The organism is Caldicellulosiruptor sp. F32 (genome assembly GCF_000404025.1).
GTDB lineage: Bacteria > Bacillota > Thermoanaerobacteria > Caldicellulosiruptorales > Caldicellulosiruptoraceae > Caldicellulosiruptor > Caldicellulosiruptor saccharolyticus.
Window position 1 is genome coordinate 1 of sequence record NZ_APGP01000125.1, and the last position, 18,523, is coordinate 18,523.

Sequence of the window (18,523 nt, forward strand, 5' to 3'; positions counted from 1 at the left end):
CAACACAGCAGACATCGTCCCCAGCAATATTGTGCTCAGAACAGCAATAACTATTATCACCACAATCAAAACAGATCCGTCAACCTTTTTAATAAACATCCTGTCTTTTAAACAACTAATTTTTTCCGGCATCCACTTTTTACCCCCTCACAATAAATTTGTACTCCCTCACTTTTCTATTCTTTTGTTCGTTCCAAATTTCCATGGTTACCTCAAAAAGCTGATGGTAAAATTTTGAATTGGTGTACGAAATAAATTTCACTGTGGACCTTTGTGTGGTAAAATTACCAGCTGGACTTGCTGTCGGACTTGGTGTAGGAGATGCCGCAGAACCTACTGTAAAGCTTTTAGACCATACTTCTAATAGTTGAGTAGTGTAATTTGATGTACGAATTCCCCCGTTCATTTCAAAGACACCATCAATATTACAATTTACAGTAGAAGTATTTTCAATAAAGTAAATTTTAAAATTGGGATTAGTAACTATTAATGGTATATTATTAAATCTATACTCAGCTCGGTCTATTCCGCTTATTTCCTTATAAACTTCTATATTTACCACTCCACTTAAACTTGGAGGAATAGATAAACTAAGGTCATATTTCACACCACCATAAGTTGCATCGTACACTTTTTGGTATACTGACATTGTATTTGAAGCATCAGCTACAAGTATTAAATCGAAATCACAATCAATCCTTTTTACAGTATATTTTACTTTATATTTGTCATTGCCAAATTCAAGTTCACTACCACTATAGTCTGGTAATGAATATACTACATCCGCAAAATGACTATCATCATTTCCCATATCAGCATACATTTTTTCCATTGCTTTGTTCAAAACCTGTGCAATATCCATATTCTCTTTTGACTTTGAGGTTACCCTTATCGACTGGTTAAATGCAATACCAATTGGAATCAATATTATAGCAAATATAGCAACAGCAACTATAGCCTCTATTAACGAAAAACCCTTTACCTTCATGTGAGCTCACCTTATTTAAATAAATTATTTTTTCCACTTGGACTGCTCTTAATTGTCTTATTCAAAACAAACTCACGCGCTGGACTTTGCGGGTCGTTAAATCCATAAAATTTTATCACTGCATTTACCGTTAACTTGTTTTCTGCTTTTGTCATGTTCAGCGAATCAATTGTAAATAAAGGCGCAAAATTCGGTTGTTTATCAAGAATTGTGTGTATTTTTTCATATTCACAATTCCAGGTTTGGCGTGATGATAGATAATATGGATAAAACTGGTCACCCAAATTTTTTGTATTTCCAAGCTCAATTTTCTGGGAAGGCTCAAACATATATGAAGAAGTACTAATCTTCACTGTTTCTAAGAGTCTTTTTAAATCTACAACACAAAACAAAGCATTCTGATTTGGCGGAATAATATCTTTTAATTTAGCATACTCTTTTTTCGCATTTTCAATTTCTGCCTTGTGTGCGTTATAATTGCTTATTATCATATTCAACCTTGAAAGCTCTGCAGTAAGGGTTTCATACTGTGTTTTTAAATTCTCTAATCTTTGAGACAAGTTACTATATACAAATGAATAAAAAACCACTCCAATTATCACTATTAACCCAATAATCAGTAAATTTTTTTCTCTACTGCTCAGTTTATAACCCATTGCTACCTTTCCCCACCTTCATTAAACTGATCTTAAAATTCTTAAAACTTCTTATCTTATATCAGCACTCACATCAGCTTTTTTGATACCTTCCACATCATTTGCACCATTAAATACTACATTTGCAAAGTGTGGATCATTAGATAGGCTGTAAACAAACTGAACCACACTCTCAACATTCTTGCTTGCCACTCTGCAATTAAGTTTGTTATTTTCTATCTGCAGCATCTCAAATGTCAGATTTTTGGGAGTTAGTTTCTCAAGAGTAGTAAGCAATTCCTTTAACTTTCGGTTTTCATTTTTCTTTTGATTAACAAACCCAATTTTTATATCATATGCCTCTTTTATCTTTAAATCTTTCTGTATCTTGTTCACAATTATTCTCTTCGAGTTTATTTCTGTCGTAGTACTGCTGATTTTCATGGAATAGGAAATTATCTGAACAAACATAAGTACAGATACCAATATACACACACCAATTACTGATATCAGAACAATTATTAATGCACCGCTTGCCTTCTCTTCCCTCACTCTATATTGCTTACTGTATGCCTCTAACAAATTTATATCCTTTAAAACTGGCACTACCTTCTGCCTCCTTTGCCCTCCAATATCACTGTGTCTTCTAAATCAACCCACTGAAAGCTGTTGCATATGCAAACATCACACTTTTTTCCTGTGATTCAATCTTTCTGACAGACTTAAAATCGCTCACAAGTTCTACATCCATATTCAATCTTCTTCTCAAAAGACCACTAATATCAATATGTTGACATACCTCTCCCGTTAAGTATATTTTCTTTATGTTTGTTATAGGTTCTTCCCTTGTTCGTACAAAGTCATAAAACTTAATTACGCTTTCAGAAATAAGATCTTCAATTAAGCTAAATTCATAATCATAAGATTGCTCAGAATTTTCTTTAAACATCTCTTCAAGCTGAACAAGCGAAAATAACTTTGTGGCACAAAGTTCATTGTTCGCAACAACAGAAGTAGAAACTCCATTTCGGGTGATATTCACTATCATGTATGAGTTATCATCTTCTTGTTTGTTCAGCTTTCTTTCGTTTTTGAACAGTTTAACAATTGAATTTGGCTCAATATCAATCTTAGATATTTTTATTCCTGCATTTTTAAAGGCATTTATTACACCTTCTATTAAAAATCTATGTACACCAACAATAAGTATCTTTTGCTTTTTAATCTTCCCTTCGTCAAATATTTTAAGTTGCTTATAATCAAGTACATAACTATCTATGTTTATTGGGAAATATTGTCTTGCCTCATGGCGTATCATGTTGTATATTTTATCATCGGCAACGTAAGGCATTTCTAATTCTCTTATCAAAATGTTTGAAATCCCTGAAAATATAACATTAACATTTTTCTTGCCAACCTTATTTTGATTGAAAAGGCTTCTAAGCTCTATCTGCAAAAGAACATCGTCAACCTTAATATCCTCTTTGATTATGTTATCATCGAGATTTTTTTCAAAAAATCTATTGATTTCTATGCTGCTATTTTGAAACTTACCTTCGGCCACTCTTACATAGTTTTTTCCTATCTCCACAACTACTTTTTCACTCATCAGATTCACCTCGAATAAATTTCAAAAAGTTTCTACCTGTATATTCTTTCGTTACATTAAAAGGTGCGAAAAACATGTTCTATTTTGTATACTCTTGTTATTTGGTTAGAACCACGCTTGTTTATAACAACCTCATATTCAATTACTATCTTTGAACCCGGAACAAAAATACAATCAAATCTGGTAACCAGCCCATCTAAAAAGGTGAAGGCTATAGGTGATGGGACAGTGGGACTACTTGAAGATGCCAGAAATATCTTCTCAATACTAATTTTCTTAGAACCGCTATCATACACAAGCTTTATTCTAAAATCAGGTCGGGCAGTTGGTGCTGGCAAGTCGCTTTGATATACATCCATAATTATTTCTTTTGTTGTGCCAGCAACCGAATACTGAATACTGGCCTGGTCAGACATAGACAGCCACTGCTTTACCTGATCGTTTAATCTTTTTGCTTCACCCTCAATCCTGGCTATGTTAATGTTCTCCTGTGCAACTTTGAAGTTCTGAATAAAAAAGGAATAAATTGCGCCAAGGATTATTGCTACAATTGCAACAACTACTATTAGCTCAACAAGCGTCAAACCTTTTAATTTAAAATCACTTTTTATTTTCAAATTACATCTCATTTAACTTCAACACTCCCTGGTGGCATTACCCTGACAATAACCTTTTTTTGATAACCGCCTGTTACCCCTCTTATTCTCACAACAAACTCCTTATTTGCATTTGGAAAATAACTTTCATTGCTCCTCACACCCGGTGAACCTGAAAAACGCCACAATATTCCTTTATTGTCATAATATATATAGGTCGCAACTGGTCCCGATCCTGTAACTATCACGTCAGAGTCTAACTCAGCGCTCTTGCTTTTTAGTTCCTTTAATACCTTTTCCGTTCCTCTTTCATATTTTACAAGCTGGATCTGCAAATACGTCTCACCTGTTACCGGATCTGGCACAATATAGTTATTGATTTTGACAAAGTATTTATCAAATACTACTTCTTTGTCTTCATACTCGTAGAGCATTGACAGCATATCAGCAAGCCCATTGGCAACGTTTTTGACCTCTGCCCGGCGAACAGATGCCAGATAAGCCGGTATTCCAATTGCTAACAATATTGCAATTATCACAATGACAATTATCATTTCGCTCAGGGAAAATCCCTTACATTTCATTCTTACAATCCCTTTCTTCATGCCTCATATTATTTTTGACTATATACGCCGCTGCTGCCAGCGCAGCAATTATGTCAATCTCAAACTGAATTTCTAACTCTTTTAATTTAACATACATCTTACCTTCTTCTGTCACGCAATATCGAGGTGGAAGTCTATTCAGAGCCAATGCCATTACATCGGCTTTGCATTTTTCGCATTTGCAAACGTCCAATTCATCAATTATTTTCTCATAGTATTTTTGAACAACCTCTTCCATCAGATTTTTTACAACATACATCAAATACCTACCTCACTATTATTAGCTGATAGTAAAGATCAGCAATCCTTTCACCTGCCACTGTTGACACAAATATGCCAATTGATATGAACGGACCAAACGGAATCTCCCTCTTTTTCTCGTTTCCCTTTAAAATGCTTTGAACAAACTTCAAACCTAAAACATATAAAAACGCTACAAAAAATGCCACGAAATTGCACACAATTGCCTGTCTTACCGAAAACCCTATACCACCTGCCATCAAAAGTAAAACATCCCCTAACCCCATAGCAATGCCTCTGGAAATAATGTATATAAGCCCCACAAGAAAAGTATTTAAAATTGGTCCAAGCAGTATATATATAATTGTGGTCTTTGCAATACCTTTTATGCTTACTTCAAAAGCAAGCTTTAAAATAGCAAGCAACAGGAGATTTCCTACGCTCATTTCGTATGTTTTGAAATCTACAACTGAAATGTATAATAATACACACCCTATAACAAATAATAAAAAAGCTGAAATGCTCATTCCGAACACTTTTATGCTTGCTATTGCAAGAAAACAGCATACCATCTCAACCACAGGGTATAAAGGTGAAATTGGACTTTTGCAATACCTGCACTTCCCTTTCAGGATAATAAAGCTTAAGACAGGGATTAAATCAAACCATCTTATCCTTTTTCCACAATTTGGACAATGACTCGAGGGGAATATAATTGATTCCCCTCGAGGTATTCTGTATATACATACATTCAGGAAGCTGCCAATCACCAATCCCAACGTTCCCACTATTGCCTCTAACATCTTTGGTATACTCCTTCAAAATGAAATAAAGAGTACCAAACAATTCACATACATTACTTGTAGTCTGAACTTGGAGACGGATAGAGCTCCACAATAGTACCAGAAGAATTTTCAGCACCTATCATCAATACTTGATTAGTCGCATCATATTTATAATAAAAATCTCCATTTTTCAACTTTGTCTTTGGAAGTCCACTACCTAAGTAATCTTGAATACCGTTACCAGTGTTAACAGGGTCATTATTTTGTATTACTTTCCACTCAGCTTGATTGTTCAACACATTTCCTTCTGAAACCCATTGCTGAATAGCTGTAGCAATATTCTTTGCATTTGCCTTATCAGCCTCAATTTTTGACTTGTTTATCTGTTTTAATACTTGAGGTACCGCAATCGCAATCAAGATTGCAATTATTGCAACAACTATTACCATCTCAATTAATGTAAAACCTTTGTGTTTTCTGTTAACCTGCTTTACAAGCCAAGCCATCATCTTTCAACTCGCCCCCTCTTATTTTTCTAAGATTTTAATAATTGGGATCAACACTTGGAAAAAGCTCATAAAAGTTTGTTCCATCACCGCTATAAACTTTTAAGACACTATCAAGTTTATAGTAGAAATAGTAGGAACGTCGGTAAACTGGCTTTGGCACGCCTCCTGAAATATAATCGCTGAGCTTAAAACTATATGGAGGACTTAAACTTACAACATCTGAGTCAATTTTGTGAAAATTGTTATCAGGTATCAGCACATTTAAACTTTTCCCGCTATCTTCCTCGAAAAGGTAAAACGCATATGCAATATGCCTTGCATTTTGTATATCAGCTGACTTTCTTGCCTTATTTATATTCTTTAAAACCTGGGGAACAGCTATAGCAATAATCACACCCAGGATAGCAACCACTACCACCAGCTCAATTAAGGTAAATCCTTTTCTTTTCAATTTAATTTTCCCCGCCTTTTTACACATCTTTGAGTTTTAAGCTCCAACACTTCCATACAATTTGAATATCGGCAAGATTATTGACGCAAGTAAGAAACCAACCATGATGGCAAGCAAGACAATCATTATCGGCTCAAATATCGATGTGAGCCTTGTCACCTGATTTTCAACCTCATTCTCATAGTAATCTGCCGCCTTATTGAGCATGTATTCCAAATTACCACTTTCTTCACCAGTTCTTATCATAATTTCAACAAGTCTTGGGAAAATCCCCACATCAGCAATAGGATAGCTCAACCCTTCTCCTTTCTGCACCCTTTCGATAACCTCTTCAAACTTCTTCTCCACAAATACATTTGTCATGACATTTTTTGTTGTCTCAAGAGCTATCACTATACTAACACCTGCCGCTGTCATCGTGCCAAGCGTTCTTGTAAACCTTGTTACAATTTGTCCAAGGATAATCTTACCTATGACTGGAATTTGAAGTTTGAACTTATCTATATAAAATCCACCTTTGTCGGTTTTTCTAATTACCTTGTAAGCTACCACAAATAAAATGCATACTATAATTATTAAAATAAAATTGTTTCTCATAAAATTGGAGCTGGAGATTATGAACTTTGTGGTTGCAGGCAGCTCAACATTAAGTTCACTGAAAATTCCCACAAAAGTGGGTACAACAAATGTGAGCATTATTATCAATACACCTATTGCAACAAGAATAACAATTGCCGGGTATATCAAGGCATTTATAATTTTCTGGCGTAATTTTAACTCCTTTTCAAAGTGGGTAGCCATCCTATCAAGTGCCTGATCAACAGAACCTGACATCTCACCAGCTTCAATCATGTTTATCAAAATTGGTGGAAAACATTCAGCTTTTTCTGCCAAAGCTCTCGACAACATTGACCCACTTTGCACTTTCTTATGTATATCCTCTAATACCTTTCCGAAATATCTGCCTTTGAACTGCTCAGCAATGACATCTAACGCACTTACCATTGGTATACCCGCCATAAGCATTGTTGCAAACTGGCGACAAAACACTGCTAAGTCTTTTATAGGTATCTTTTTTCGCAACTGAACTGAAATATCTTTCTGCCATACTCCTTTTTCCCGCAAGTCTATTATATACAACTGACGCCTCTTCAGGCTTTCTGCTGCAAGCTCAATTGTATCTGCCAATATTGTCCCCTCAACATTTTTCCCACTGCTATCTACTGCTTTGTAAACAAACTCCGGCATACCCCACTACTCTCCTTAACATCCCAAATTTATTCGTCACACCACCAAACCTAAAAAGCATTTGAAAAGCTTATGCACTGAGCAGTCTTTGCATAAAATCAAAGTCAGTAGCATAGTTGAACGCATCTTCACGGGTGATAAGCCCTCGTTTGTACAAGTCTATGAGTGACTGCTCCATTGTTATCATGCCCTGTCGCTGATGCGTTTGAATAATTGATTGAATCTGATACGTTTTAGCTTCTCTTATGAGGTTTCTTATGGCTGGATTTACTATCATTACCTCTGTTGCAACAACCCTGCCTTTACCATCACGACGGGTCAAAAGCTGCTGAGACACAACTCCCTGCAAAACTGTTGATAGCTGAATTCTTATCTGCTGCTGTTGATGCGGTGGAAAAACGTCAATGATACGGTCTATTGTCTTTGCCGCTCCAATTGTGTGAAGTGTGGAAAACACCAGGTGTCCTGTTTCAGCAGCTGTTAAAGCTATCGCAATTGTCTCCAAATCCCTCATCTCACCAACCAGGATTACATCAGGATCTTCTCTCAAAGCCGCCCTCAGCGCGTCTGCAAAGCTGAGTGTGTCACTACCTATCTCTCTTTGATTGATAATACTCTTGTTGTGTCTATGCAAATACTCTATTGGGTCCTCTAATGTGATTATATGTACATCTCTTTCTTTGTTGATTATGTCAATCAGCGATGCCAGTGTTGTTGACTTACCCGAACCAGTTGGACCTGTAACTAAAACAAGCCCTTTATTCAATTTTGTAAATTCCTTCAATACCGGTGGAAGGCCAAGTGTCTCAAATGGTGGTATATTTACTGGAATTATTCTAAAAGCTATAGAATATGAACCTCTTTGTTTATAAACATTTACTCTGAATCTGCTTACGCCTTTTATGCTGTAAGAAAAGTCTATCTCACCTTTCTGCTCAAGAATTTTAAACTGGTTTTCGTTGGTGATCTGTCGCACAAACTCCTCCACCATCTCAGGGGTCAGAATTGAGTCATCTGTCCGTACTAATCTGCCGTGTATTCGATAAATTGGAGGAACACCTGGTGTAATATGTATATCTGAAGCCTCCTTGAGAAATGCTTCTTTGAGAATTGAATTAATATCCATGAGTATTTGCTTCCTCCTTCCCCTAATCTCCCCTCTTGTACTTACTCATAATACTATTCAAGTGCATAAGTAATCTTCAGATATTCTTCAACTGATGTAATTCCATTCAAAACTCTCTCTTTGCAAGCTTGTCGCAGTGTCTTCATCCCCTGTTTGACAGCAAGTTCCTTTATCTCCTCACTGCTGACATCTTTTTTGTTTATAAGTTTTCTCAACTCTTTTGTCACAATCAGAATTTCATATACACCTGTTCTACCATAGTAACCTTTTTTATCACATATATGACATCCTCTCTTTCTGTATAATTTTACATTCTCATCTTGCTTTATGGCAAGAAGAATTTTTTCTTCCTCTGATGGCTCATAAGGCTCTTTACAGTATGGACATAGTTTTCTTATCAATCTCTGTGATATTACTCCTACCAACGACGAGCTTATCAAAAAGTTTTCTATCCCCATGTCAACCAACCTTGTAATTGCACTTGCTGCATCATTTGTATGAATGGTTGACAACACTAAATGCCCTGTAATAGCAGCCCTGATTGCCATGTCAGCTGTCTCTCTGTCTCTGATCTCACCAATCATTATTATATCTGGGTCCTGGCGCAAAATTGATCTTAACGCCGCTGCAAATGTTAACCCTGCCTTAGGATTAACTTCAACCTGATTTATTCCTTCTATCGTGCTCTCAACGGGGTCTTCAACTGTAATTATGTTGCGTGTCCCAGTGTTAAGCTCGTTTAAAATAGTATAAAGCGTAGTAGACTTACCACTACCGGTGGGACCACAGACCAAGATTATTCCATGTGGCGCAGCAATCAGCTTGTTATATTTCTCTTCGTCCTCTTCAGTCAAGCCAAGCTCAGTTTTGGAACGCACAAATGCACTTTTGTCTATCACACGCACAACAATCTTTTCACCATAAACACATGGTAAAGAGGAGATTCTCATGTCATATATTTTATCCGAAAAAATGTAAGTTGTTCGCCCATCCTGTGGTATCCTCTTTTCTGCAATGTCCATATTACCTACAATCTTAATTCTTGCCAATAGTGATGGCAATATCCCAATATCTAACTTCAAGACATCATACAATACACCATCTATTCTGTATCTGACTTTTATCTCGTTCTCAAACGGTTCAATGTGAATGTCGCTTGCACGCGATGTAATAGCTTGTTCAAAAATGGAATTGACAAGTCTTACAATAGGTCCTTCTGTTCCGTCTTCCAAACCAAGCTGGAATCGAGGCGTAACAGTAGCTCTTTTGGCTTGGCTGTCCTTTTCGCTACTTTCTTTTTGCAACTCTTCAGCCGCTTTTAGAGCTTCTTGCTTACCATAGAACCTTTCGATCGCACGTTTAATATCGGATGCCTTGGCAATTCGTGGCCGCACTCTTCTGCCTGAATAAATCTCAATATCCTCCATTGCAAATATATTAAGAGGGTCGGCCATTGCCACAATCAGGCTTCCATCTTCAGCAAAACTTACCGGCAAAACGGTATGCCTTCGTGCAATCGACTCAGAAATCGTTTCAACTGCCTTAGGATCAATCGGATATACATCTAATTTTATGTGCGGTATCCCTAACTGAAATTCTAAAATCTCTATTAGCTCATCTTCTGTTATATAACCTTTCTCAACCAGTATCTCTCCCAATTTTTTATTGGTCTGCTTTTGAATTTTAAGTGCCTCTTCCAGTTGCTGAGGTGTAATTATCTTTGCCTCTACTAAAACATCTCCAATTCTCTTTCTTTCTCTTGGCAAAATAATCTCCCCTCTTTTCCCTTATTTCTATGTTCCTAATTCACTCTCAGCAAAATTGTTTCTTTTCGAGGTTATTTTTATCATTACGTCATTATTGTCAATTTCTGACTCAAACATCATGTTTGGTTTATATAATACGTAAACTTTCCATTCTGTTTGATTTATATCTTGCTCAATTGCAGAATACAAAACATTATTTGAAGTTAGTTTGAGAGAATTAGAAGTTACAAAAGCTGCGCTTTGTGGAATTATAGCAATTAGCAAACCATTATCTTCAAATTTCAAGATTTGCACTTTATTGCTTTCAACATTTTGTATCTTGATATATTCATCCTCAACCAAGATTTCACAATGTTTCACTTCAAAAATAAGTTTTATAACATTGTTCTCTACTACTACTTGCCAAAATGCATAAGCATGCTCTATGGACAAAATAAGTACTTTTTCGCTGCTTATATAATCTATACTTTTAACAACTTTCCTTGATTTGGTATTCCACACAATATCTTTTTCTTTAGTTAATACCTCTCCTAACAAGACATTAAGCTTTCCATCTTCTTTTTCAACCTTCTGTGGTTTAATTCCACCTCTGTTGAAATGAAACTCAACATGCACTAGCTCTTCGTTAACTTCTTTAACTTCAACCTTTTCAAGAACAGGGCATTTTTCAACTGTCAAAAATATTTTATCTTCTTTCTTTTCTACAGAGTATCTGACTTGGTCAGCAGTATCAATCAACAGTTTATAACCATTTTCCTGAGCTACCTGATATCTTTTGACAACCTTGCTTTGCAAATATTTGATTCCTTTTTCAATGTATATATCCCTTCTTCTTATTTTTACGATTAACATATTATTTTCATCGTCTTTTATAACTTCCACATCATCGTAATCTATCCGGGACAGTTCAAATACTACCATATCGTCTTCAATAACTGGATTAACTGTTACAACTTGTGCTTCAAACTCAACAATTATGTTTGAATTCTCTAATCTTACATTAAAGTCTTCCACTTTGCTATAAATGTTTATTATCACATCTTCCTCTTGCTCATAGAACTCTACCCGTTCAATACAGCCTTCTCTGAATTCAACTATTGGTTGCTCGATATTACATAAAGAAGCAGTTAAAACTTTAATAGTAACAGCACCCTTTTCTTTGTCTCTTTCTGCTAAATACTTTATTTCTCCCTCACCCTTGAGAGTTAAAGATGCTTTTGGACCATTTTCTTCATATTCAAATGCTTTGATTTTATTCAACTTTCTATATGGTATTATAAATAGGTTTGTTGACGTCCTATCTTTTGACAGTGCAACCTCGATTTTACTCTTATTTTTAAGAACAATTGTTCCGCTATATCCCTTTCCCACTCTTTCTATTTCAATAGAACTGAATGCTTCAAATTGCTCACTGTTTAAAATAGGGTCTTTCAATAAATTTACATATTTGTTATTGACATGAAACTCAATCGTGTTTTGAATTTGGTTATGGTTAATTTCAATCTCCTCAGGAAGTATATTTTGAAATACAATGCATTCCTGGAACAAATTGTAGAGCACAAAAGCTTTGTTAGGTTTTATTGAAATAAACGTTCTGCCTTTTTCTTTTACAACCGAAATCCTTTTTACTGGTGAGCAGATGACAAGATACGACTGGCCTTTTTCCCTATCTTCAACTATTTTAAGACTTTCAAGATACTCCTCTTCGAATTCAAAGTTTCTCTCAAGCAACGTTTTTGCCACAATATAACCATGCAAATAGGCATATGCAACCCCGTTCTCGGTATCATGCTCCAATACTACAGGCACAGTACTTGAGTTTGTTACAAGTTCTATTAGTGTTTCCTCGTCAGAATGATGTATTAAGATATCTTTCAAAATATTTACTTCCACAAATTTTATTCCAACCGATGTTCTTCCTTCAATAATTTCATGTCTTGCTTCCTTGTATAAAATAACTTTTACATCATATCCCTTTTCACTCTTTTCTACTATATATCTGTCTACTATTAAATCCTCTACTTTAGTTTCTCCCTCATTAAATATTATGTCACTGGTAGAAATCCTGATGGTGTATTCTTTCTCGGAGATAGCATCAACTTGAATACTGGAAGGCACCACATTATCTATCATTATGAATTTATTATTTTTATTGTATGAAATAACTCCCTTGCTTCTTCTGAGAACTATTGATATCTTCCCTTCTCTTTCACGAATATCAAACTTTTTAGCTTTTGTTAGAACCATAATATATACATTTCCATTTATTTCTTTTACTTCTACTTTCTCAACAAGACTATTCTCAAATGTATACTCATGTTTGACATTTGATGCTACAAAGCACTCCTCGATAGTAACTATTACTCCATTCCCTAATTTCATTCTCCCCACATTGTAAGCTATTTCTTTGTTTGTACAAATTGAAAGGATATCTTCCCCACCTTTCTGCTCAAATTCAATATTAGTCACAATACCACCAACGTCTATCTCCTCACCTTTGTCTTCGTCGTAAAAAACACTTGTAGTACTTCCTTCTTTTTCTTTTTCATCCTCAAGAAACTCATCTGACACACCCATCTTTGTCTCTATCAAATCTGAAACTTTTTCGCTGATTTCTTGCTGATTATTTGTTTCATTTCTTTTTTCTGAGAGATCTTGGGTCAATTCTGGAACATCTGAAATTTCAGTTGTATCAACTTTACTTTTACCTCCCTCACCTTCAACTTTTACGAATTCATCAATTCTAGCAACTTCCTCGTTTTTGCTTTCATTCTCCACACCAGGTGTTTCAATTGTCGCTTGACTTAATTCTTTCTGACCTATACTTTCCTCGTTTGTCATATTTCTTTCAATTTGAGACATCGCTTGAATATTTTTTTCTACTTTTTTCAGAACCTCTTCAACTTTTTCCCGGGAAAACGGTTTGGTGATATAATTTGTTGCTCCAACTTTCATCGCCTCTTTTACAACCTCATGATTACTAATTGCTGTAATCATTACAACCTGCGTAGAGGATGAAACTTCTTTTATTTTTTTTAAGAGCTCTAATCCACTCATATCCGGCAAAGTAATATCTAAAGTCACTACATCAGGTCTGTATTCCTTAACCATTCTTAAAGCTTCGTTTCCACTTGAAGCTTCTCCTACTACTTCTTCTCCTAATTCTTGTAATATTCCCCTTAAAACCTTTCGTATAAAAACAGCATCATCCACAATTAAGATTTTCACCCTGATACACCTACCCCTCTATTTGAACTTTCGGTTATTTCAATTCTTATCTTTCAGAAGTTCTCTTATTTTATCATACGTTATAAACTTTTTACCTAATATTATTCCAACAATGACAACTACTGTTATCAGTATAGCTTTGACAATTCCAACTTCTAAAATAAACAGAATCAAAATAAGAGCTAAAGCTCCGCCTACCAACATTCCCACATTTTCTTTTATAAATTTTTCTAATTTATTCAATCACCCATACCCCCTCGAATATTTTTTCATATATTTTTGTGAACCTTTTGTAAATAAATTTACACATTTTCTTACTTTTTATTATACTACGCTTAAATTAATTGCGCAATTTAAAAAATTTTTGAATAGCGCTAAACGTTGTTAGTTACTTTTTTATTGAAAACTGCCTCTATCTAAGAAATTACAACACCATAGAGATTCTAAAGTTTTACAGAAGTTAGCAATTCTTTCCATTACTTTTTTTATAGTATTTAACTATATATCAATTATAATTATTTGTTTAATTACTTCACTTTTTGTGCACCCCTCTTTATACGCTGTTCTAAAATCAGGAAGATTAACTATTGAGCGAATTCCCTGTTATGTTAAAATACATATAAATAGTCCCAGAAAGGAATTAAGTATTATTCGCTCTAACAATGCTGTCAAATCTTTAACCTCTAATTTACTTTTTGAAATTTTCTTTTTCATTCTGTTACTAAGAAAGAAAATTTTTTAATGTCTAACATCCGGAAGTGGTATTGATACTTTTAATTACTTGGTTACATGGAAGTAGTCTGCTGAGTTTTTATTTTTTTATTGCCAAAAAGGTTGAGAAATTCCTGCATTATTCTTGCAGAAGATAAAGTATTAATGATTATTCCGAATAATTGGTTATTTCTGAAATTTTATATCCATTAAACAGAATAGTTTTCTTTCAATAATTATAAGTTGAAGTTCTGAAAAAGGTGAGATATAATTTAATAAAAATTCACGAAGAAAGGATTTATACCATGCTACCAAAAGTATACTTTGTAATCCCATGCTATAACGAAGAAGAGATGCTTCCTTATACAATTGAGAAGATGCTGCAAAAGTTTGACGATCTTTTGAAAAAGGGACTAATATCCGAAAACAGCAGAATTATCTTTGTGGATGATGGGAGTAAAGACAAAACTTGGCAGCTAATAAAAGAGGCAACAAAAGACATAAAGTTTGTTGGTGTAAAACTTTCGAGAAACTGTGGCCATCAAAATGCTTTGATGGCTGGAATGAGCTATGCTCTGAAGTTTTGTGACTGTGCAATTACATTGGATGCTGATTTGCAGGATGATATAAACGTAATTGACGAGTTTATCAAAAAGTTTGAAGAAGGGTATGATGTTGTGTATGGTGTTCGAAGCAGCAGAAAAACTGATACTTTTTTCAAAAGATTTACAGCACAGAGTTTTTATAAGCTGATGCGGGCATTTGGAGTTGAAATTGTGTATAACCATGCAGATTACAGGCTTTTGAGTAAAAAAGCCTTAGAGTTTTTGATGCAGTTTGAAGAGAGAAATTTGTTTTTGAGAGGAATAATTCCCCTGATTGGGCTCAAATCAACAATTGTGTATTATGAAAGACAAGAAAGGATTGCAGGTAAGACAAAATATCCACTCAAAAAGATGCTTTCTTTTGCCTTTGAAGGAATAACCTCATTTTCTGTAAAGCCAATAAAATATATAACTTTTGCAGGCTTTTTGATGTTTTTACTCAGCATTGCAATTTTGATATATGCAATAGTTCAGAAGATAAGAGGACAAGCCATTGCAGGTTGGACCTCTTTAACCATTTCAATTTGGTTTATAGGCGGGCTTCAGCTTGTTGCACTGGGATTGATTGGTGAGTACATAGGGAAGATTTATAAAGAGGTAAAGAGACGACCGCTATATCTTATTGAGGAGATAGCAAAAGATGAACATGAGTAATGTATCCCTCAAAAGAAAGTTTATTTTAAAAATTCATTCAAAGGTCAATCAATTACTTGAACTTGTCAAATTTTCAATTGTAGGGGTTATAAACACAACAATTGATTTTGCAGTCTTTTTTGTTTGCTACTCTATTTTGCATTTTAATTCTTCTTTCAGTCAGGTTTTTGGCTACACGGCTGGTATGGTCAACAGTTTTTTGATGAACAAAAAGTGGACATTTGAAGATAGCACAAAAGGACGTATAATAATACTAAAGGTAGTAAAGTTTGCCTTTACAAATATTATCTCATTGCTACTCTCAATTGTAATGATAAAACTTTCAAGGCTATATCTGTCAAACTCAATTTTAATTGCAAAAATACTTGCAACTTTATGTGCTCAAGGGGTAAACTATATTTTATATAAGTTCTGGGTGTTTACTAAAATGGAGACAAATAATGAGAGTATTTAAAAAAACATGTAAAAAGATTTTTGAGTACATTGTTGCTTTATTGCTGGTATTTCTCTTTTTGTTATCCTATTACTATAGATTTTTGCTCTAACAAGAAAAAGTTTTAGGATATAGTTCCCGAAAGTCTTAATATTCTGTGTTTTCGGGGGATGTAATAGCTTGTTGAACAAATGATTTTCCATTAATATAAAGGTTATTGCAAATTGTATTAGCATATTTGGGAGAAATTTGAGACTTATCGTTTTTTGTTACATACCTCTCTTAAATGAGCAACTCACCTCCAATCTACATGCCTCTTGTATGTCTTAATACCCTATAACCTTATATTTTCCAAGCTATATTTTTTTCTCGCACTCCTTTAGGATTTCAAGTAAAAAACTTTGAGAAAGATTTACTATATCAAACCAAATCTTTTCAGCTTCAACTGCCTGGTACACAAGCATCTTAAGACCATTTTCAGTCTTTGACCCTTTCTTTTCGGCTTCTTCCAAAAAAGTGGTCTTAGGAGGATTGTATATCATATCATATACAAAAACTGGTATGCCAGCCACATAGTTTTCAAAGTCAAAAGGACTGCTTTCAATATTCGGAAACATTCCCACAGATGTTGTGTTAATAATTATATCGTATTTAAACTCATATCTTCTTAGCCATTCTACTGGAAGGATTTTTAAAATGTCTTGAAAAACCTCTTTTAAGCTTTCTGCCTTTTCATATGTTCTGTTTGCAACAAAGACCTCTTTCACACCCATCCTGTAAAGTCCATAGATGCAAGCTTTTGCTGCACCACCAGCACCTAAGATTAAAATCCTTTTGTCTTTTACACTAATTCCTACTTCTTCTAAACTCCTTTTAAAACCTAACCAGTCAGTGTTATAAGCAACAAGCTTTTCACCTTCTTTTTTTACGGTGTTGGCAGCCTGAATTATTCTGACATCTTCAGAAACCTCATCGCAAAACTCCAAAATATCCTCTTTATAGGGAATTGTTATGTTAAATCCGACAACATCGCCATCTTTTTTAACCATCTCAACAAACTCTTTTAGCTTTTCAAAATCAGGTAATTCAACATTTGAGTAAACTGCATCAATACCAAAGTTAGACAAGATTTTATTGTGAATAAGAGGAGAGATAGAGTGTTTTAAGCTCTTTCCAATAAGATACAGTTTTTTCATTTGCTCTCATCCTTCATATAGTATTTTAAGATTCTTCTCTCAAAGATTCTGTTTATTCGTGTTACAAAAAACTCCCTTTCTTTAAGCGGTCTTACTAAAATCACAAAGAGTCTTAGCCTTTTTGCACCTATCACATCTGTAAAAAACTGGTCACCAATCACAGCTGTTTGATGGTTTTTCTTTCCTTCATGAAGAATGTAAGATGCTTTTAAAAAACCAGATTTTAAAGGTTTTTTAGCATTGTACACACTCGGGAGCCCTAAAACATTTTCAATTTTTTTTACTCTTTCTTTTTGATTGTTTGACACAAGGCATATTCTAAACCCCAGTTCCTGGGCTTTTTTTATCCAAGAAAATACTTCACTTTTTATCTCAAGTTCACCCCAAGGCACTAAAGTATTGTCAATGTCAATGATAAGATAATTAATGCCTCTTGACTTTAATTTCTTTAGGTCAATCTCAAATATGTTATTACAGATAATATCGGGTTTAAAGCGCTTTAACATGCTCCATTCTATCTCCCCTTAAAAACTTTTCTGTCTAAAAAGATGATAAAATACAACTTTTTTAAAAGTACATTTGAGCAAATCTTTTTTGTAGAGTATAATTAAATTATATTCTAATGTTGGAATTTTTTCAAAAACAATTTACAAGGGGGAAATTAAAAAATGGTTGAGGTCAAAAAAGTAGAATTTAAAGGGTGGGAAAATTGCTTTTTGATTTCAAATGAGAAAGTTGAAGCTATTGTCACAACAGATGTCGGCCCAAGAATAATTTATTTTGGTTTTAAGGGTGGTAAAAATGTATTTTGCATTGTTGAAGACCAAGCTGGTAAAAAAGGCGGAGATGAATGGAGAATCTACGGGGGAACAAGACTTTGGCATAGTCCAGAGGCAATGCCACGATCATACTACCCTGACAATACACCTATTGAGTATGAAATTTTGACCGATGGTATTATGTTAATTCAGCCTACTGAAGAGTGGACAAAGCTTCAAAAGATAATTGAATTTAGGCTTGACCCAAGTTTGCCAAAAGCATATGTTACATACAGAATAAAGAATAATGGTCTTTTTGATGTAAAAGTGGCTGCATGGGCACTATCTGTTATGAGACCTGGTGGGGTTGAAGTTATGCC

At 34.6% G+C, this 18,523-nt stretch carries 19 protein-coding genes and 1 pseudogene; 3 read left to right on the top strand and 17 right to left on the bottom strand.

Annotation, left to right across the window (positions count from 1 at the left end):
* Nucleotides 1-139: 139 nt before the first annotated feature.
* From H964_RS11765 to H964_RS11835, 15 genes are all read right to left on the bottom strand, one after another.
* Nucleotides 140-988 (bottom strand): type II secretion system protein, encoded by an 849-nt coding sequence (locus H964_RS11765; protein ID WP_011916633.1) that lies wholly within the window; start codon nt 986-988, stop codon nt 140-142.
* Between the two features lie 11 nt (nt 989-999).
* Nucleotides 1,000-1,644, bottom strand: a complete 645-nt coding sequence (locus H964_RS11770; protein ID WP_011916632.1) for a hypothetical protein — start codon at nt 1,642-1,644, stop codon at nt 1,000-1,002.
* A gap of 51 nt (nt 1,645-1,695) precedes the next feature.
* On the bottom strand, nt 1,696-2,229 hold the full coding sequence (locus H964_RS11775; RefSeq protein ID WP_039767875.1) for a PilN domain-containing protein: 534 nt from the start codon (nt 2,227-2,229) through the stop codon (nt 1,696-1,698).
* A gap of 40 nt (nt 2,230-2,269) precedes the next feature.
* The gene (pilM, locus tag H964_RS11780; protein WP_011916630.1) at nt 2,270-3,232 is read right to left on the bottom strand and encodes a type IV pilus biogenesis protein PilM; all 963 of its coding nucleotides are present in this window, start codon (nt 3,230-3,232) and stop codon (nt 2,270-2,272) included.
* 56 nt (nt 3,233-3,288) lie between these two features.
* Entirely contained in the window at nt 3,289-3,861 is a 573-nt protein-coding gene (locus H964_RS11785) for a prepilin-type N-terminal cleavage/methylation domain-containing protein (protein WP_011916629.1), read from the bottom strand.
* Nucleotides 3,858-4,412 carry a prepilin-type N-terminal cleavage/methylation domain-containing protein gene (locus H964_RS11790; RefSeq protein ID WP_011916628.1) on the bottom strand — a complete coding sequence of 185 codons (555 nt, stop codon included), beginning with the start codon at nt 4,410-4,412 and terminating at the stop codon, nt 3,858-3,860. The genes H964_RS11785 and H964_RS11790 overlap by 4 nt, the downstream gene beginning before the upstream one ends.
* On the bottom strand, nt 4,402-4,692 hold the full coding sequence (locus H964_RS11795) for a late competence development ComFB family protein (RefSeq protein ID WP_011916627.1): 291 nt from the start codon (nt 4,690-4,692) through the stop codon (nt 4,402-4,404). Before H964_RS11795 ends, H964_RS11790 begins: the two co-directional genes overlap by 11 nt.
* A 7-nt stretch (nt 4,693-4,699) precedes the next feature.
* Complete coding sequence (locus H964_RS11800) at nt 4,700-5,476, bottom strand: prepilin peptidase (protein WP_011916626.1); 777 nt, start codon at nt 5,474-5,476, stop codon at nt 4,700-4,702.
* A 53-nt stretch (nt 5,477-5,529) separates the two neighbouring features.
* On the bottom strand, nt 5,530-5,967 hold the full coding sequence (locus H964_RS11805; protein ID WP_039767876.1) for a prepilin-type N-terminal cleavage/methylation domain-containing protein: 438 nt from the start codon (nt 5,965-5,967) through the stop codon (nt 5,530-5,532).
* 34 nt (nt 5,968-6,001) lie between these two features.
* A complete protein-coding gene (locus tag H964_RS11810; protein ID WP_039767877.1) occupies nt 6,002-6,418 on the bottom strand; it encodes a type II secretion system protein in 417 nt (138 codons plus the stop codon).
* Between the two features lie 36 nt (nt 6,419-6,454).
* Nucleotides 6,455-7,666: a type II secretion system F family protein gene (locus tag H964_RS11815; protein ID WP_039767878.1), complete on the bottom strand. Its 1,212-nt coding sequence runs from the start codon at nt 7,664-7,666 to the stop codon at nt 6,455-6,457.
* A 70-nt stretch (nt 7,667-7,736) separates the two neighbouring features.
* Nucleotides 7,737-8,792, bottom strand: a complete 1,056-nt coding sequence (locus H964_RS11820; RefSeq protein ID WP_011916622.1) for a type IV pilus twitching motility protein PilT — start codon at nt 8,790-8,792, stop codon at nt 7,737-7,739.
* 53 nt (nt 8,793-8,845) lie between these two features.
* A complete protein-coding gene (locus H964_RS11825; RefSeq protein WP_083931546.1) occupies nt 8,846-10,558 on the bottom strand; it encodes a GspE/PulE family protein in 1,713 nt (570 codons plus the stop codon).
* Between the two features lie 27 nt (nt 10,559-10,585).
* Nucleotides 10,586-13,786, bottom strand: coding sequence for a response regulator (locus H964_RS11830; RefSeq protein ID WP_011916620.1), 3,201 nt, complete (start codon nt 13,784-13,786; stop codon nt 10,586-10,588).
* 39 nt (nt 13,787-13,825) lie between these two features.
* On the bottom strand, nt 13,826-14,029 hold the full coding sequence (locus H964_RS11835; RefSeq protein ID WP_011916619.1) for a DUF2273 domain-containing protein: 204 nt from the start codon (nt 14,027-14,029) through the stop codon (nt 13,826-13,828).
* 773 nt (nt 14,030-14,802) lie between these two features.
* Between H964_RS11835 and H964_RS11840 the strand changes: the two genes are divergently transcribed.
* On the top strand, nt 14,803-15,756 hold the full coding sequence (locus H964_RS11840) for a glycosyltransferase family 2 protein (RefSeq protein ID WP_011916618.1): 954 nt from the start codon (nt 14,803-14,805) through the stop codon (nt 15,754-15,756).
* Nucleotides 15,743-16,210 carry a GtrA family protein gene (locus tag H964_RS11845; protein WP_011916617.1) on the top strand — a complete coding sequence of 156 codons (468 nt, stop codon included), beginning with the start codon at nt 15,743-15,745 and terminating at the stop codon, nt 16,208-16,210. The genes H964_RS11840 and H964_RS11845 overlap by 14 nt, the downstream gene beginning before the upstream one ends.
* 335 nt (nt 16,211-16,545) lie before the next feature.
* Here H964_RS11845 and aroE read toward each other — a convergent pair whose 3' ends face one another.
* Both aroE and H964_RS11855 read right to left on the bottom strand, forming a co-directional pair.
* The gene (gene aroE, locus H964_RS11850; RefSeq protein ID WP_011916616.1) at nt 16,546-17,385 is read right to left on the bottom strand and encodes a shikimate dehydrogenase; all 840 of its coding nucleotides are present in this window, start codon (nt 17,383-17,385) and stop codon (nt 16,546-16,548) included.
* Nucleotides 17,382-17,891 carry a YqeG family HAD IIIA-type phosphatase gene (locus H964_RS11855; protein WP_011916615.1) on the bottom strand — a complete coding sequence of 170 codons (510 nt, stop codon included), beginning with the start codon at nt 17,889-17,891 and terminating at the stop codon, nt 17,382-17,384. The genes aroE and H964_RS11855 overlap by 4 nt, the downstream gene beginning before the upstream one ends.
* A 162-nt stretch (nt 17,892-18,053) precedes the next feature.
* Between H964_RS11855 and H964_RS11860 the strand changes: the two are divergent.
* Nucleotides 18,054-18,523 (top strand): annotated as a pseudogene (locus tag H964_RS11860) (hypothetical protein); the annotation flags it as partial.

Excerpts from the sequence above, each read along its gene's own strand:
- H964_RS11765 (WP_011916633.1), bottom strand. The coding sequence starts at position 988 with ATGAAGGTAAAGGGTTTTTCGTTAATAGAGGCTATAGTTGCTGTTGCT.
- H964_RS11770 (WP_011916632.1), bottom strand. The coding sequence starts at position 1,644 with ATGGGTTATAAACTGAGCAGTAGAGAAAAAAATTTACTGATTATTGGG.
- pilM (WP_011916630.1), bottom strand. The coding sequence starts at position 3,232 with ATGAGTGAAAAAGTAGTTGTGGAGATAGGAAAAAACTATGTAAGAGTG.
- H964_RS11785 (WP_011916629.1), bottom strand. The coding sequence starts at position 3,861 with ATGAGATGTAATTTGAAAATAAAAAGTGATTTTAAATTAAAAGGTTTG.
- H964_RS11790 (WP_011916628.1), bottom strand. The coding sequence starts at position 4,412 with ATGAAATGTAAGGGATTTTCCCTGAGCGAAATGATAATTGTCATTGTG.
- H964_RS11795 (WP_011916627.1), bottom strand. The coding sequence starts at position 4,692 with ATGTATGTTGTAAAAAATCTGATGGAAGAGGTTGTTCAAAAATACTAT.
- H964_RS11800 (WP_011916626.1), bottom strand. The coding sequence starts at position 5,476 with ATGTTAGAGGCAATAGTGGGAACGTTGGGATTGGTGATTGGCAGCTTC.
- H964_RS11805 (WP_039767876.1), bottom strand. The coding sequence starts at position 5,967 with ATGATGGCTTGGCTTGTAAAGCAGGTTAACAGAAAACACAAAGGTTTT.
- H964_RS11815 (WP_039767878.1), bottom strand. The coding sequence starts at position 7,666 with ATGCCGGAGTTTGTTTACAAAGCAGTAGATAGCAGTGGGAAAAATGTT.
- H964_RS11820 (WP_011916622.1), bottom strand. The coding sequence starts at position 8,792 with ATGGATATTAATTCAATTCTCAAAGAAGCATTTCTCAAGGAGGCTTCA.
- H964_RS11840 (WP_011916618.1), top strand. The coding sequence starts at position 14,803 with ATGCTACCAAAAGTATACTTTGTAATCCCATGCTATAACGAAGAAGAG.
- H964_RS11845 (WP_011916617.1), top strand. The coding sequence starts at position 15,743 with ATGAACATGAGTAATGTATCCCTCAAAAGAAAGTTTATTTTAAAAATT.
- aroE (WP_011916616.1), bottom strand. The coding sequence starts at position 17,385 with ATGAAAAAACTGTATCTTATTGGAAAGAGCTTAAAACACTCTATCTCT.
- H964_RS11855 (WP_011916615.1), bottom strand. The coding sequence starts at position 17,891 with ATGTTAAAGCGCTTTAAACCCGATATTATCTGTAATAACATATTTGAG.